Origin of the sequence: Psychrobacter sp. DM8, from assembly GCF_051307025.1 — a bacterium.
Taxonomy (GTDB): domain Bacteria; phylum Pseudomonadota; class Gammaproteobacteria; order Pseudomonadales; family Moraxellaceae; genus Psychrobacter.
Map to the genome: position 1 here is coordinate 31,794 of NZ_CP195538.1, position 16,018 is coordinate 47,811.

General features: G+C 47.4%; 17 protein-coding genes. 4 read left to right on the forward strand and 13 right to left on the reverse strand.

The annotated features are described in order from the left end of the window. Positions 1-27 precede the first annotated feature (27 nt). The 5 genes from ACR64J_RS00125 to ACR64J_RS00145 all read right to left on the reverse strand — a co-directional run bounded on the left by ACR64J_RS00125 (position 28) and on the right by ACR64J_RS00145 (position 5,187). Positions 28-1,029, reverse strand: a complete 1,002-nt coding sequence (locus ACR64J_RS00125) for an oxidoreductase (protein ID WP_435949959.1) — start codon at positions 1,027-1,029, stop codon at positions 28-30. 52 nt (positions 1,030-1,081) lie between these two features. Further along, on the reverse strand, positions 1,082-2,059 hold the full coding sequence (locus ACR64J_RS00130) for a zinc-binding dehydrogenase (protein WP_435949960.1): 978 nt from the start codon (positions 2,057-2,059) through the stop codon (positions 1,082-1,084). A gap of 170 nt (positions 2,060-2,229) precedes the next feature. Beyond that, positions 2,230-3,171: an NADP-dependent oxidoreductase gene (locus tag ACR64J_RS00135; protein WP_435949961.1), complete on the reverse strand. Its 942-nt coding sequence runs from the start codon at positions 3,169-3,171 to the stop codon at positions 2,230-2,232. A gap of 102 nt (positions 3,172-3,273) precedes the next feature. Beyond that, a complete protein-coding gene (locus ACR64J_RS00140) occupies positions 3,274-3,528 on the reverse strand; it encodes a DUF2798 domain-containing protein (RefSeq protein ID WP_435949962.1) in 255 nt (84 codons plus the stop codon). A 126-nt stretch (positions 3,529-3,654) separates the two neighbouring features. Then, positions 3,655-5,187, reverse strand: a complete 1,533-nt coding sequence (locus tag ACR64J_RS00145; protein ID WP_435949963.1) for an MATE family efflux transporter — start codon at positions 5,185-5,187, stop codon at positions 3,655-3,657. Positions 5,188-5,400: 213 nt separating this feature from the next. On the opposite strand from ACR64J_RS00145, the gene ACR64J_RS00150 reads away from it, so the two are divergent. After that, positions 5,401-6,348 (forward strand): alpha/beta fold hydrolase, encoded by a 948-nt coding sequence (locus tag ACR64J_RS00150; RefSeq protein ID WP_435949964.1) that lies wholly within the window; start codon positions 5,401-5,403, stop codon positions 6,346-6,348. Between the two features lie 36 nt (positions 6,349-6,384). On the opposite strand, the gene ACR64J_RS00155 is transcribed toward ACR64J_RS00150, so the two are convergent. The 6 genes from ACR64J_RS00155 to ACR64J_RS00180 form a co-directional block, all read right to left on the reverse strand. After that, on the reverse strand, positions 6,385-6,516 hold the full coding sequence (locus ACR64J_RS00155) for a hypothetical protein (RefSeq protein ID WP_435949965.1): 132 nt from the start codon (positions 6,514-6,516) through the stop codon (positions 6,385-6,387). A 412-nt stretch (positions 6,517-6,928) separates the two neighbouring features. Next, positions 6,929-7,306, reverse strand: a complete 378-nt coding sequence (locus tag ACR64J_RS00160; RefSeq protein WP_435949966.1) for a DsrE family protein — start codon at positions 7,304-7,306, stop codon at positions 6,929-6,931. Between the two features lie 176 nt (positions 7,307-7,482). Further along, positions 7,483-8,034 carry an acyl-CoA thioesterase gene (locus ACR64J_RS00165; protein ID WP_435949967.1) on the reverse strand — a complete coding sequence of 184 codons (552 nt, stop codon included), beginning with the start codon at positions 8,032-8,034 and terminating at the stop codon, positions 7,483-7,485. A 62-nt stretch (positions 8,035-8,096) separates the two neighbouring features. Continuing rightward, complete coding sequence (locus tag ACR64J_RS00170; RefSeq protein ID WP_435949968.1) at positions 8,097-8,645, reverse strand: acyl-CoA thioesterase; 549 nt, start codon at positions 8,643-8,645, stop codon at positions 8,097-8,099. Positions 8,646-8,694: 49 nt separating this feature from the next. After that, positions 8,695-9,774 carry a YheT family hydrolase gene (locus ACR64J_RS00175; RefSeq protein ID WP_435949969.1) on the reverse strand — a complete coding sequence of 360 codons (1,080 nt, stop codon included), beginning with the start codon at positions 9,772-9,774 and terminating at the stop codon, positions 8,695-8,697. A 118-nt stretch (positions 9,775-9,892) separates the two neighbouring features. Continuing rightward, positions 9,893-10,486, reverse strand: a complete 594-nt coding sequence (locus ACR64J_RS00180; RefSeq protein WP_435949970.1) for a YigZ family protein — start codon at positions 10,484-10,486, stop codon at positions 9,893-9,895. 80 nt (positions 10,487-10,566) lie between these two features. On the opposite strand from ACR64J_RS00180, the gene ACR64J_RS00185 reads away from it, so the two are divergent. Together ACR64J_RS00185 and ACR64J_RS00190 are read left to right on the forward strand one after the other, a co-directional pair. Then, on the forward strand, positions 10,567-11,271 hold the full coding sequence (locus ACR64J_RS00185) for a pseudouridine synthase (protein ID WP_435951083.1): 705 nt from the start codon (positions 10,567-10,569) through the stop codon (positions 11,269-11,271). A 357-nt stretch (positions 11,272-11,628) separates the two neighbouring features. Continuing rightward, positions 11,629-12,699: a disulfide isomerase DsbC N-terminal domain-containing protein gene (locus ACR64J_RS00190; RefSeq protein ID WP_435949971.1), complete on the forward strand. Its 1,071-nt coding sequence runs from the start codon at positions 11,629-11,631 to the stop codon at positions 12,697-12,699. A gap of 27 nt (positions 12,700-12,726) precedes the next feature. On the opposite strand, the gene ACR64J_RS00195 is transcribed toward ACR64J_RS00190, so the two are convergent. Both ACR64J_RS00195 and ACR64J_RS00200 read right to left on the reverse strand, forming a co-directional pair. Then, the gene (locus tag ACR64J_RS00195; RefSeq protein WP_435949972.1) at positions 12,727-13,788 is read right to left on the reverse strand and encodes a homocysteine S-methyltransferase family protein; all 1,062 of its coding nucleotides are present in this window, start codon (positions 13,786-13,788) and stop codon (positions 12,727-12,729) included. A gap of 52 nt (positions 13,789-13,840) precedes the next feature. Beyond that, positions 13,841-14,494, reverse strand: a complete 654-nt coding sequence (locus tag ACR64J_RS00200; RefSeq protein WP_317200438.1) for a DUF2939 domain-containing protein — start codon at positions 14,492-14,494, stop codon at positions 13,841-13,843. 325 nt (positions 14,495-14,819) lie between these two features. On the opposite strand from ACR64J_RS00200, the gene dnaJ reads away from it, so the two are divergent. Continuing rightward, positions 14,820-15,953 carry a molecular chaperone DnaJ gene (dnaJ, locus tag ACR64J_RS00205; protein WP_435949973.1) on the forward strand — a complete coding sequence of 378 codons (1,134 nt, stop codon included), beginning with the start codon at positions 14,820-14,822 and terminating at the stop codon, positions 15,951-15,953. Positions 15,954-16,018 lie beyond the last annotated feature (65 nt).

Genomic DNA, 16,018 nt, shown 5'->3' on the forward strand with positions numbered 1-16,018 from the left:
TTAAAAACCCACCTTCTAAACCAAAATCTAACCCTTCACATTCACCACATAACGCCCAACCGTCTGACTCGCCATAAAGCGATCTAAGTACTCAGGCGTTTGCTCAAGGGTAATCTCTTCGCCATAACTCTCAAGATTAGGCAGCTTCATATCCGTAGCCACTCTCTCCCAGATTGCCTTTTTATCCTCTAACGGAATAAAGACCGAATCGATACCGAGCAAGGAGACGCCGCGAGTGATAAAGGGTAGTACCGTCATGGAGAATTCAGCAGAGGCCGCCAGACCACAAGAGGTCACCGCGCCGCCTGCTTTGGTTTGCTTGAGCAAGTTCGCTAAATAGTCACCGCCAACGGTATCGATAGCATTGGCCCACAGCTCGCGTCCGACAGGTCGACTGCCGACTTCATTGACACTATCACGATGACGGACTTCAGTTGCGCCAAGCTCTTTGAGATGCTCGGTTTGTTCCGTTTTTCCTGAGAAGGCGATAACGTCATAACCCAATTGATTAAGTATGGCGATACTGATACTACCGACGCCGCCCGTTGCTCCGCTGACGGCGACAGAGCCATGTTCAGGTTTTGCGCCCATTTTCTCAAGCTTTTGGATACTAAGCGCGGCAGTGACACCGCCCGTACCATAGATCATCGCCTCTTTTAGCGTGAGAGAGTCTGGACATTTAACCGCCCAATCAGCAGGAATAGCAATCATCTCAGCGAGGCCGCCATCAGTGTTCATGCCTAGATCATAGCCAAAGATGACGACTTCTTGACCTTTGGTAAAAGTGCCAGACTTATCGCTAACGACCACGCCAGCAGCATCGATACCTGGGGTATGTGGGAAGTTTTTGCTAATAGCTTTATTGCCTGAGGCTGACATTGCGTCTTTATAATTTAAGGATGAGTAATGCACCTCAACTAGCAGATCATTCTCAGGTAAATCGCTAACATGGCGCTGCTCAATGCTTTTGTTAAATTCGCCGTCGCTGGTTTCGCGTACGACTAGCGCTTTAAAGGTTTGCTCGGACATAATAGTATCTCCTAAAAAAATAGTGGTTTAGTGCTAGTAGGTTTGTATATATTTATGGCTTAAGTAATACCTTACCATTTTTACCCGATTGCAATTTGCCATCGACCGCTTGAGTGATATCAGCCAAATCAAAAGTAGCTTCGACAGGAAGCTGTAATTTACCATCTACCGCGCGCTCGATAAGTTCATCAACTAGGCGTTGTTTATTCTCTACGCTCATCTCTTGGCTCAGCTTGCTACCCCAAAATCCTTTGATCACCGCCTGTTTAAAGATCACATCGGTAGGGTTAAGTACCATAGGCTTACCTGACATCGCGCCAAATACTGCAAAGGTGCCACCATGACCTAGGAGCGAGAGCATATCGCCGCTGTCTTGACCGCCGACCGAATCAACTGCTGCGCTGATTTTGTCGTCACCGAGGAGCGTTTTGACCTGTTCTTTCCAGTCTTCATCTTCGGTATTGATGTTATTCTTTGCGCCGACCGCTTCTAATTCCTCTACCGCTTCTTTACTGCGTACGACATTGATGGTGTTGACATCGCGCGCTGCGGCTAGCATGGCAAGCGACTTACCGACCGCGCCATTAGCAGCGTTATGAATGACCCATTGACCACTTTCTACTTCTAAGAATTCGAGCAGCATAAGGGCACTTAGCGGCATAGCGATCAATTGCGCCGCCATCTCATCATCTAAGCTCTCAGGGATGGCAAAGACCATATCCTCGACAGCGACGAAATACTCCGCCCAAGTGGCTTGTACACTGGCTGCGGCGACACGCTGACCGACTTTTAGATTTTTGACATCACTACCAACAGCATCGACCACGCCTACCGCCTCAGAGCCTGCGATGGCTGGCAGTTCAGGCTTAAAGCCATATTTGCCGCGAATGGTCAATAGGTCATGATTATGAATAGAGGCGAGGGTGGTTTTGACGCGTACCTCGGTGGCTTTGGGCTCAGGAATTGGGCGATCGCCTAGGCTGAGGACTTCGGTTGGTTTGCCAAATTCGTTATAAGTTGCGCTGCGCATAATAAATCCTTTTTTTGATTTTAAGTGTTTTGTACTTTTGAATGTTTTTGCAAATGCTTAGCTACTTGCTCGATAGCTATAAAACAAGCACTACCATAACAAGTGAACCTAAAGGTTCGCAATGTGACTTTAGTTAAACCTTTTGATTCATGCGTTCTTTAATAAATGAGCTATACCTCAACGATTACTTTACCTACGGTATGATTGGTCTCAACTTGACGATGCGCGTCATGCAGCTTTGCAAAGGCAAAAGTCTTGAACACATGCGGTTTTAGCACCCCCTTCTCAAGCATAGTCTTTAGGGTTTGCATATCATCGCCATTAGAGGTGACGTTAAAATAAGCAACATCGATGTCGTGCTCATGCGTATAATCGAGTACCTCATCAGAGAATTGCGGGGCAGGTAGACTGATGATTTCGCCGCCATCTTTGGTCACTTTTAGAGAGTTCTTGAGCACCTCACCACCGATTGCATCCAATACAAAATCGATATCTGAGACTATTTTTTCAAAGTCTTGAGCTTCATAATCGATATGCTCATCTGCACCGAGCGACAACACAAAATCCCTATTGTCAGCGGAGGAGGTGGAGATGACATAAGCGCCGATATCTTTGGCGATCTGTACCGCAAAATGACCGACGCCGCCAGAGCCTGCATGTATCAGGACTTTATCACCCGCCTTTATTCTTGGGCGTAGTACTTGTAATGCGGTTAATGCTGCAAGCGTGGTCGCGGCGGCTTCTGGAAAAGAGGTGCCCTCAGGAATCTCGACCAAATGCTCGCCAGGCGCGGCGACGTATTCGGCATACGCACTGCCATGACCTGGGAAGTTAACGAGTCCAAATACCTTGTCGTCCGCCTTAAAGTCAGTAACATCGCGGCCCACCGCATGGACTATACCTGCAATATCCCAGCCCAAAATCAGTGGTCTATCGGTGCCATAGACTTTGTCTAGTAATTTTGGCATCTCGCGTATTTTGACATCGACAGGATTGATACTTATGGCTTTGATCTTAATTAGCACCTCACCATCTTTGGGCATGGGCGTATCAATCTCACTTAGAGTTAGATTCTCAATACCGCCTGCTTTATGGAGTAGATAGGCTTGCATAGTGGCCTCCTTTATTGTTGTTATAAACAATTACCTTAACAAGAGGCTTGGATTACTAGCAAGGCAGATTTGGTTACCTGATGTTGTGAGAGTCTAACAAGATCAATAAAACTCGATGCGGCTCAGCACATGCTCTTGCACCAGATACGCGCAGAGATAAGCACTGGGCCAAGCAAAGACAAATGCCAGTCCCCATGAGCCCATTAGATCAGCGAAAAAATGATCGCTATAGCCCGTCTTGACCAGTATCAGTGCCGCTGAAATGATAAGCGACATCATTAGCGCCATAAGGCAGGTAAATATCAGACGGTAGTATTTGCGACGAATACGAATGTTGAGGGTAGTAGTGTTTGCCATAATCTTCTGCTTAGTTATTGTTTTTAATGACCGCTATTCATGCGCTAGCGGCGGTGACGTTTTTATTGAGCTAGCCCCAACTCGATGCCAACGCTTAGCCTCACTAAATTCGCCCTTTTGCAGTACCTAATCAATGCTCTGAAGTTTGTGGCGTAAGTCGGCAATACGCAGCGAAGGTAAATGCTTCCACGACGTCGTCGGTGCCATATCACGGCACGACGAACACGTTCCTACCTGAGCACGGTAGCCCTCAGATCTTTGCGCCGCTTCCTCTGCCGATAGGTTTTTGCCTTTACGCCAGCCGCCGTGTAGATATAGTCCTCCGCCCATCACAGCGGTAGCAACCATGCCTGCTGGGAACGACAGCCAAAGCGCATCGGTGCCAAGTACAGGATAAAGCCCAAAAGCAAAGCCAAGTCGCACCGGATACATCGAGATCACCATGACAATCAGCGGCCAAATCACATAGCCATTTGCACGCATAGTGCCAAAGAACACTTGCGCGATACCAAAGAACACAAAGCCCCATGTCGCCATGAGCTGAATATGGCGTCCAATCGGTACCGCTGGGCTATCACTACCCAAGAAAAAGCTCAAAATAGTGCTATCAAAAATGGTTAGTACGCCGATCATAGTACCTGTTAACACTACGTTAAAGATAAGCCCCCAGCGGGTGATTCCTGCCACGCGGCTCCATTGATCAGCACCGATATTTTGCGCGACCATGGCGCTTGCCGCCGCACTGAGCGCCATGGCAGGCATCTGTACATACGTCCACAGCTGCTGGGTCGCGCTGTAGGCAGCGGTCGTCTGCACGCCCTCGCGATTAATTAGCGATAGCATAGTCAAAGCCGCTGATGAGATAACGATCATCTGCAGACCCATGGGCAAACCTTTGGAGAACATCGACTTCAAAATCTCACGGTCAGCACGCAAAAAGCGCAGCTCTGGCATACTTAAGGTCAGCACTGAGCCGCGCCAGTACAAAGTAATAATCATGCCAATAAGCGCGATAGCATTTGCCGCCGCAGTTGCAACCGCCGAGCCAAATATACCCCATTCAGGAAACGGCCCCAGACCCAAGATGAGCGTCGGCGTCAAAACCAGGTCAATGACCACTGATATAATAATAAACCAAAGCGGCGTCGTAGAGTCCCCTGTGCCGCGTAGCGCCATCATCATCAGCGTAAAAGTTAAGGTGACAGGCATCGCAATAAAAATCATGCGCAGATAAGTCAGCGCAAGATCAAACGCACTTGGCGGCGTACCGAGTAGATCTAGTAGCATCGGCGCAAATATCCATCCGCCTGCCGAGACCAGTACACTTATCGGAATAATGCTACCCAGCGCCGTTCCCATCGTGCGCTTGATCAGGACCTCGTTGCGGCTGCCCATCGCTTGACCGATCAAGATAGTCGCCGCCATACCGAAACCAAAGACAAAAGAGATCATAATAAACATCAAGATATTGCCGTTCGCCGTTGCGGCAAGCGCCTCTTCACCCAAAAACCGACCCACCCAAACGGCATTGATCGAGCCGTTTAGAGACTGTAGCGCTGATGAGCCAAGGGTAGGCAAGGCAAATAGCAGCATGGTTTTAGGAATAGATCCTTTGGTAAGGTCACGCTTCTTATCAGTGGAGGTACTGGTATCGCTCAATGTGCATCCTTTTTGCCATCCAAGTAGGCGTAGGTTGAATAAAGACGCCTATTATAAATGACAATGCTTGAGTCATTTGATTAGAAAGGTAATCAGCTCGGTGGTCGTTTTGTTTATTACAAAACTACTTTGACTATCAAGTTATCAATTAACAACCCTAAATACGAGTTTGCCGTTAAACTCATAAGCAAAATTCATATTTAGGAAGCTCTCATGATCTTAAAACGTCTTAGTCTCGCCACTTTACTGGCGGCGTCCGTCGTTGGCTGCACTACCGCGCCCAACACACTTGCGGTCAATACTACCCAAAAGCTCATTCAGTATGAGCGCAATAAATCGGATCTAACGACCAAATCATTCACGCTAGCGTCTGGCGATAAGCTGGTCTATGCCGAAAACGGCAACATCGCAGGCGAGCCTTTACTTCTTATTCATGGCTTCGGTGGTAACAAAGACAACTTTACCCGTATCGCTGATGAGCTAGAGGGTTATCATTTGCTGATTCCTGATCTGCTTGGTTTTGGCGAATCGAGTAAGCCTATGGGCGCAGACTACCGCTCACAGGCACAAGCCACACGCTTGCATGAGCTGATGCAAGCCAAGGGCGTGGCGTCCAATATTCATGTCGGCGGTAATTCGATGGGCGGCGCGATCAGTGTCGCGTATGCGGCAAAGTATCCCAATGACGTCAAAAGTCTGTGGCTGGTCGATAGCGCAGGGTTTTGGTCAGCGGGCGTGCCAAAATCGCTAGAGGGCGCAACCCTTGAGAACAATCCTTTGCTGATTAATAGCAAAGAAGACTTCTACGATATGTACGATTTTGTCATGTACAAGCCGCCATATATTCCAAAATCGGTCAAAGCAGTATTTGCGCAAGAGCGCCTTGCCAATAGAGAGCTACACGCCAATATTTTGGAGCAAATCGTTACTGACAATGTCGAGGAGCGCGCCAAAGTCATCGCCGACTACAATATCCCAACGCTCGTGGTATGGGGTGATAAAGACCAAGTCATCAAGCCTGAAACCGTCAAGGTGATCAAAGACATCATTCCACAATCACAAGTCATTATGATGAAGGATATCGGTCACGTGCCGATGGTTGAGGCAGTTGATCAAACGGCTGAGGATTATAAGCGCTTTCGGGAAGGGCTTAAAAAGTAGGCTTAAAAGTAGCTAGTCCCGCTTTACGCTACTATCTTAGCTTGCACAGGCGCGGGCGCTAATAGCAAGGGTCGTTCCTGCTGTCTCGATACCGACCCGTGCTAAGCGCCCGCAACCCTGTGCATCGCTAAGTATATCCGCTGCAATCGAGGCTAAACCACACCCCATTTCCACCTAAAATTGTAGTGCAATTTTTTGACGGTGCTCAAGCTGAACCGCTCCCTATGTCCACCTTTACTACTATTAAGGCAGTTAGCTACAGATTTGTAGTCAATATATTTGACTATGGTTTTGTAGTTAAGCCGTAGGGTGCGCCTAGCGCATCATAGAATTAGATAGTTTATAGCTTTAGGGTTCTGGTTTAGCTAACGTGTCTTCTGTTTATTTCTTTGAGCTACATCAAAATAACCAATTGGTGCGCGGGGCGCACCCTACCCAACATTTTAATTATTCAAAAGCTTGATCTACAAAATAGATTTTGAAATCTAAATTATTGTAGACAAAAAATAAGCCAGCTCCCCAAACCATCAAAAGATGCCAAAGAAAACCAGCTCATTTTTATAACTTTATTTGTTCAGCTCTAATTCAACTGCAAAGACCCTTTTGATCCCATCAACAGCTTAACCACATCGTCACCACTGATGACGGGGAAGCGCTTGTCAATGTCTGACTCTGCCACGCCGTTATGTTTCATACACGCGCCGCAGACCAAGACCTGACCGCCTTTTTCGATAAAGGCTTCTAGCAGCTCGCCAGCAGGCTCGAAGGGATCGCCAATATCGACATTATCTAGCGCATTAGGTAAGGCTAGGTGTACCGCGTCTACCATCAAGATAACGGTTGCCGAATGACCTTGCTTGAGGGCGACACCTGCCATAGTAAAGGCTAGGGTGATTTTGCTAGGGTTTGAGTCGCTATTGTCAAATAGCGTACCGACGTAATCTGTTTGCTTAGCCATATTATTATCCTTATTTTATAATTTGTTGAGTAACCTACTCATCTCTATCCTAGCATTTATTATATTTATTTATATAGTGACTTGTTAGCAAAGGGTAGCGCTAAAGTTACCAAAAACTTACTCGGTAATTTTGCTCTCAATTCTGTATTTTTAAACATTTTAAATGCTTAAAAATTCTAAACGATCTCACCCATCGGCGGCCAGCGGTGATCCTCATTGGCGTCTATCCATTCTTGTACCCAAGGCTCAGGTGGTTTTAGCCAATCAGCTTGACCCAGTGCTGCAAGTACGTGCGCGGTCTCGACTAGCTTGCCTTTTTTAGTAATACCGGTTCGTAATAGAGCAGAGGAGCAAGGCTTGCCTTTGACCCACATGGACTGTTCAATATATATCCAGCGTGCATCAATACCGACGATTTGAGTTTTCATCGTCACTTTATCAAAGGCGCGGACACGTTTGCGATATTGAATACTCGTACCGGCCACGATCAGATTCCAACGTTGTTTGAACAATTGACGACCCAATCCTGTACGTACGGCAAAGTTCATCCGGCCTAGATCATATAGGGTCAGTATGCGCCCATTATTCATCTCAAAGTAATCATCGATATCCGTCAGCTGGCAGCGAAACTCAATTTCACTGACGTCATTTAAGGTTAACGTCTGCCCCTTTTTGACTTGCGATAGCGCTTGTATAAGCGTAGTGGTATGACGAATAAAGGGGTACATAGTCTGCTCTCAAAACTTAGGGTAACGGAGGATAAGGTGGTCAGAAGCTCAAATGGAGTTTTTTAGCTCTGAGCCATTGGTGGCCAACGATGATCCTTATTGGACGCTATCCACTCTTGTACCCAAGGTTCAGGCGACACGACCAAATCAGGCTCACCTAGCGCTTTTAATACCTGTGCAGTTTCAATTACTCTGCCGCCTTTTGTTACGCCTGTGCGTAGTAGCACCGAGGAGCACGGCTTGCCTTTGACCCACATCGAGTGCTCAAGATAGAGCCAGCGCTCATCCATACCGACCAGCTGCGTCTTTATCGTCACTTTATCAAACAGGCGAATACGCTTACGGTACTGAACCGTGCTACCAGCCACCACCATACCCCAACGCTGTTTGAGTAGCTGCTTGGCAAGCCCTGTACGAATGATAAAGTCGGTACGCCCAATATCATAGACGGTCAACACGCGGCCATTATTCATCTCAAACATCGGATCGATATCGGTAAAGCTACAACGCACTGTGACTTCGCTCGTTTGCGTAAAGTCTAGAGGTTGCTGTTTTTTATTAGCAATGACAGCGTCAACGATAGACTTGGTATAGCGCAGGTAAGGATACATAATATAGTCTCAAAATTTTACAAGGGTAAGTGACCTAAGTAATGACGGCTTATGATTGATTAGAACCCACGCCAATGGCTTTAAAGTAAGCGCTGACGGTCTCGGGTATCCAATTGATATCAAATCTTGAGGTTTTGCTGTTGTCACCATTTGCGGACTTAGCATTTGCTGATTCGTTTTTGGCCTGAGATTTTTCTGAGCGATAACGCAAATAGCCAATATGACCGCCGTTATCCGTCTCGATAATAGTAACCGTGTCTGAGACATCGCCTTCGGTCGCGGTAAAGCCGATAAAGGGATCATCTTTGGCGCTGATGAGGAGTAGGGGGTGAGTCACATCGATTAAGTAAGGTAGCGCCGAGGAAGAATGATAGTAGTCGTTATTGGAGCGGTAGCCGTGACGCGGGGCGGTAAAGATATGGTCAAAGTCGCTGATGCGATTGACGGCTTTGATAGAGGCGATTTCTTCTTCAGTGATATCGTTTGCGAGTGCTTTTTTGATAATAGGGTTGAGCAGGTACGGGGTATAAATGCGATGACTCAAAAAGCTATGCATACTCAGCGCAGCGGACGACATATCGACAGGTGCTGAGATCACCGCTGCCCCTTCGCAGAGGGCTTTATCGCCGTATTCACCCAGATATTTTGCCAGCGCATTACCGCCAAGAGACACGCCAACGGCATAGATATTGGCAAATTCTTCACGCAGATTTTGTAGCATATGGTGCACCTCTTTGGTATCGCCCGCATTATAAAACACGCGACCATTTGCAGGTATACCGCCGCAACTGCGAAAGTGAGCGACGACGAAGTGCCAGCCTTGAGCATGCATCTGATACGCCAAAGCCCGCGCATAATGGCTATCGCTACTGCCTTCCATCCCGTGGAACAGAACGATCAATGGCGTCTGCTCTAAGGCGTTATCTGGGTTATCGATTGGATGCGCATCATAAAAGTCGTAGGCGATGTCTGTCTCGCACAAGGAGTCTGGTTTGACCACGCGGCGATACGTTGGCGTTTTGGGCGCAAAGAACTTGGGTAAGATGCTTTGCAGATGTGAATTGGTTAGCCAAAAAGGCGGCTTAAAGGGAGCGGGTTTAAAGGCTTTTGGGGCATTATGAATATACATAGTAGAATCTTATTAAAGTGGGATCAAAAGGATGAGTTATCATACCGATAGCCACTGGCAAAACCAACGCTTTTGAGTGAACGGGTGGTTACTCAAATAAGTGAGTCTTTTAAGCAGTTTAGTCCTCAAGCACCCGACCATCCATCGCCAAACGCTCTTTCAACGTTGCGATATCAGCGTCAGCGATGGTCACAGTCAGCGTGACCTGCTTACTATAGACGACGTCATCAATATGACCCTGTAGGTCTTCAACGATATAACGACACTGCGACTCATGAGCGAAATCGGCAACGATCTGTACTTGCATCATAGGCACATAAGGTTGCAGGGTCATCTCATCGACCACGGCTTGCGCTGATCCTGCGTAGGCACGCGTCAGACCGCCTGCGCCCAGCTTAATGCCGCCAAAATAACGCACGACGATAATAATCACATTACCGATAGATTTGTGCTGCAATACATTTAATATCGGTCGTCCAGCGGTACCGCTTGGCTCGCCATCATCATCAAAACCTGCGCTCGTCGTATTGTTAGGATCGCCTATGATATAGGCCCAGCACCAATGCCGCGCATCTGGATATTGCGCGCGCAATTGTTCCACATGAAACATAGCCGCTTCACGTGAGCTGACAGGATAGCTGTAAGTGATAAAGGCTGATTTTTTGATGTCAAGGCGAGCGCTGACGGCGATTTTTGGGGTTTGATAGCTCATATAGTCGTGATGATATGCCTAGGCTGAGAGTGAATATGTTAAACTTGCCCTACTATAACAAATCAAATGGTAGCAAAAGCATGCGTTTAGATAAATTTATTAGTAAAGCCACGGAACTGTCGCGCAAAGAGTCCAAAAAAATCCTGCACGCCTCTGAGGTCACAGTCAACGACGAGGTCATCAAAGATCCAGGCGTGCATGTCGATATTGTCAATGATGAAGTGCTGTGGGCAGGCGAGCCGTTATCGGTGGCGACAGGCAATCGCTATATCTTGCTGCATAAGCCTGAAGGCTTTGAATGTACGCTAAAGGCCAAGGAATACCCTATCGTCACAGAACTCATCGCCGTACCAGAGCTGGGTAGTTTGCGTATTGCAGGGCGCTTGGACGTCGATACCACAGGCGCGCTACTCATTAGTGATGATGGCGGCTGGCTGCACCGCGTGACGAGTCCCAAGCACGAGCATGCCAAGGTGTATGAGCTAACCCTAGCTGATCCTATGGATGAGGACGCACAAGCTAAAGCTATTCAAAAGGTGAGTGAAGGTATCTTGTTAGAAGGCGATTATGAGCCGACTAAACCTGCCACCCTTGAGTTTATCGATGAGACGCATGCACGTCTGACCTTGGAGCAAGGTAAATACCATCAGGTCAAACGCATGATGGGCTACTTTGGCAATCGCGTCACCGAACTGCACCGCGCAAGTATCGGTCATATCACTTTAGACGGGTTAGAGCGCGGCGATAGTCGTTTCTTGACTGCCGATGAAGTGGCTAAGTTTTAGAAGTCATTTAACTAATCTTACGTAGGGTGTGGTTAGTTTTATGGAATTGTTATAAAGAATTTTCCTTGCAAGTCTAATAAAGCAACACTTTGTTTCAAAGACTTTCAGGTTACGCTTCTCTAACCATACCCTACAATCATACAAGATGTTTACCTCATTTTATCTATCTGTATTGCGCCTCCCTTAAGCTCAAGTAGCGATTTGCAAAAGTAACTGGCAAACCCTTCCCGAATTTAACTTATGTGCTAAAGTCCTGATATCTTTTAATCTACTTTTTTGTATAGTAATTGCTAATGTTATCGTGTCTCTGACCATAACCGACTCTAGCAACTACTCCATTGTGTTAGGACAATCGCTATGCTGCTACCCACAATCAAAACCACGCCTTTATTTAAAGCAATTAGTCTCGTCAGCGCTCTCTTATTAGCGACAAGTGCTTGCGCTGAACCTGCCACATCGACGATGAGTAGCGTCTCTCAGTCAAGCAATACTCAAGCCAGCTCAGTGAGCCAAACGGTGGATGCCCGTATCCGTCAAACGTTAAGCGAGGCGGGTATCAAGGTTGAGATTACATCGATTGCACCTTCTAATTTGCCAAATATGTATCAAGTCGATCTGGCTGGACAACCGCCACTCCATATCACCGCAGACGCCAAATACGTCATCCAAGGCGACTTGCAAAAAAACCCAAGCCCGCGCGTCGTGACCGAGACGCCTACGCGTAGCAGTGCTGCGCAAGTCGGTACGCCAGTCAGCAGTGCGGTCAAGTCAGCGCTCCTTGCCAATATGAGTGCACTTGCTAACATGAGCGCCAAAACGCCGTTCTATTACACAGCAGTGCCCGGCGTCATTTGGGGTGCAACGTTAGAAGGCGTACCGTTTTTGGTCTCTGATGATGCGCAATACGTCACAGATGGGGAGATATCGGTGATAGAGAATGGTCAATTCACGGGTCTTGATGAAAACTTTGAAACCCGCAAAAACTTATCGGTATTTAACGAATTAGATGAGTCGCAGCTGATTACTTATCCAGCAACGACTACTGATCGCGCCGTTATTTATGTTGCAACGGATGTCAATTGTCCCTATTGCCGTAGGCTACACAAGCAGATGGATAGTCTAAATCAAAAGGGCGTTACCGTGAAAACGATTGGCTATCCTATCTATGAGCAGTCACCTGAGCAGATGCGCGGTATTTGGTGTCAGTCTGGTGAGGCAAGCCGCCGCCAAGCGTTAGATAGCGCTATGCTAAACGGTCAGATGACCCCAGCACCTGCTGGTTGTAGCACCGATTATGTGACGCCTAACCGTGAGAAGGCAGCGGGATTGGCAGTGATAGCCACCCCTGCAATTTATCGCGAAGATGGCGTCTTATATCAAGCGAGTTTTGAGAGTCCTGAGTTTTTGGCGTTTTTGGGGGTAGAGTAGAATTTTGATACTGACTCTGGAACATCGCTATTTGACAGCTAAATGCTGCGCAAGCTGCGTGATATGAGCAGTCCCAATGCCGCAGCAACCACCGATGATAGTAGCGCCAGAAGCTTGCCAGAGCTTGGCCCACGTCAAGTAGTTCTCAGGGGTCGTATCCTTGCGTATTTGCCGCAATTGTGCGTTGGCTTGTTTATGCACCTGCTTTGAGGCAAACGCGTTGGCATAGACGCCTAGCTGCATGTTGCAGGCTTTGTCTGTAATTGTTGTATCTACAGTTGCTTTATTTAGAGCTGCTTTGGCTGTTTGTAATGCCAAATTCATAACCTCAGGCTGGCTACAGTTAAAGAGTATAGCGTCGACACTGAGCGCGAGCATAGCCTCTACAGCCTGAGTCACAGATTCGCCAGAGCGCAGCTTCGCGGTATTTATATGCTTATCGGATTCATTGTCGTCAGTAGCCATATCTAATGCGCTATCATCGAGCGTAAATGCGACCCAAATGGGTTTGGCTGAGTGCTTACTTTGAGTTGCTGTAAAATCTGTAATTAGGTGCTGCCAAGTGATCGCTTCAAGGATGCTGCTTTGTGTTTCTACCAGCCAGATATCGACATAGTCTATTTGCTCAGCTAATAACGGACGCGCGATCATAGGTGCGCGCTTAGGATCGAACAAGTCAGGTCGATAAGAGCCAAAGAGTGGCGGTAAGCTGCCCGCAATTTGTACAGGTTGTAGGGGGTCCAGTTGTAGTGTGTCCAGACTTTTGCTGGCCTGTACTGCTTCAAATGCAAGCTGCGCGGCAACTCTTATGAGCTGCGCTCCTTCACTAAAAAACCGCTCTTCTAAGTGAAAAGGCGTGACCGCATAGCTGTTAGTAGTGATGACGCTAGCGCCCGATTTAATGTAGTCTAAGTGAACATCACGCACACTATCAGGATCAGCGCTCAAAGCTAGTGCCGACCATTCAGGCTGGCGAAAGGGCGCGCCGCGGCGCTCAAGCTCACGTCCCATTCCGCCATCTAATATAGTCATCGATTCTTGAATATCAGAATCAGAGCCTGTTTTTTTAAGTATAGTTTGAGTATGCATTATAAACTCACTTATAGGCTAAAAGACACATCAATAGCGTCTTATAATTTTATTAAGGAAGCACAATATCAACGATTTTCCACTCAATAAGGCCGTTACGCGCCATCTCTATCGTCATAGGATAGCCTTTGACTTGACCACTAATCGTAAAGCAGTTGATACCGCAGTAATTTAATGCAGGTTTATCACCAGCTTGCGCGTCTTGCTGAGCAAGCTCGTTTGCTTGCTTTTCCATGACCAGCTGCGTCTGATTGGCAATCACTGCACTCATATCACCGCGCTGAATAATAAGGTCTTGAATCAGACCGCGCAAATCAACCTGATTACTAGCGATGGCCCAAGCCGCCGCTAGCTGTTTGGTCGCGGTATTAGCTTGGCCTTGAGTGTTAATGAGCCTCTCAACGTTTTGCGGGGTGACCGCGCTATCTACGGCTTGAGCGATAAAGTTATCCGCTGCTTGGCTGAGTGCATCGCCGCCCAATTCTGCGACCAATGGGTACTCACTCATCGTCACTGCAAAATCATTGGTCAGCTGCGTCTGAATACTCGGTCGCACCTGCTCATAATCGATGGCAGCTGCGATAGTCGCACCATCTTTGGTGTCATAAGCGTTTTTGAGCTGATAGGCGCTATAGTAGGGCGAGCCTGCATACACAGCGATAGCAATGACGATAAGTAGCAATAAAAGGGTAGTCAGCTTTTTCATAAGGGTGTGACCTGCTTGAGCATCTAAAAATAAATAGGGCGATAAATATTAGCATGCCACAAGAGGATATGGCATCAATAAAAAATCTATCGACTGCCAGCTTGATAAATAAGCCTATCATCTCCATAAACAGCGCAAACTTTTAATAACTGATTTGGTTACGCAGTATCCGCTACAGGTGTTTATCGACTCCTTTTTTACCTTGTAGAATGTAGGTTTCATGTGAAACTTATATCTTTTATAAAAATAAATATCGTCAAGATATTAAAAGGTGAGAGTCGTAGATAACCTGTAAGCCCATACTGTCATGACGATAGGAGAGCCCATGAGTAAGCGCGATTTTTATGAGATATTAGGCGTTAGCAAAACAGCAGACAATAAAGAAGTAAAACGAGCCTACCGTAAATTGGCGATGAAATATCATCCCGACCGCAACTCTGATGACCCTGATGCTGAAGAAAAATTCAAAGAAGCTTCGATGGCTTATGAAGTATTGAGCGATGCCGACAAGCGCTCCGCTTATGATCGTATGGGGCACGCGGCGTTCGAGAACGGCATGGGCGGTGGCGGCTTTGGCGGCGCAGGCGGTGGTAACTTCCAAGACATCTTTGGCGATATCTTTGGTAATTTTGGCGATATCTTTGGTCAGTCGCGCGGCGGCGGTGGTCGCGCCCGTCGTGGCTCTGATCTTCGCTACGTTATCGAGCTCACTTTAGAAGAAGCGGTACGGGGCTGCAAAAAAGAGATTAGCTTTACCGCGCCTGCGCCTTGTAATACCTGTGATGGTAAAGGCGCAAAAGATGCCTCAGATATCGTCACTTGTCAGACCTGTCACGGTCAAGGTCAGATTCGCATGCAGCAAGGCTTCTTTGCTGTACAGCAAACTTGCCCGCAGTGCGGCGGCTCTGGTAAGCAAATCAAGAACCCATGCCCTGACTGTCATGGTAACGGCATTAAAGACAAAGCGCGCAATTTAGAAGTCTCTATCCCTGCAGGCGTTGACGATGGTGACCGCGTACGCCTAGCAGGAGAGGGCGAGGCTGGCGGCGCAGGCGTACAAAACGGCGATCTATATGTCGAAGTGCGCGTCAAGCCGCACGAAGTCTTTACCCGTCAAGGCGCTGATCTCTATATGGATGTCCCCGTTAGCATTACCGATGCCGCGCTCGGTAAAGAAGTTGAGATCCCAACGCTTGATGGTAGAGTCAATATCAAAGTCGCTGAGGGCACCCAAAGCGGTAAGTTGCTGCGAGTACGCGGCAAAGGCGTGACTCCAGTACGTACCACGATGAAAGGCGATCTGATTTGCCGCGTTATTATCGAAACTCCTGTGAACCTAACACGTGAGCAAAAAGACTTATTACGTCAATTCCAAGATACTTTGGATGGTGATAGCAAGCATCAACAATCACCGCACAAAAAATCTTTCTTTAAAAAGATTGGCGAATTGTTTGACTAGTCGTTGATTCACTGTTTGACATTCTAAGCCCAATAGTTTCACGTGAAACTACTGGGCTTTTTCAT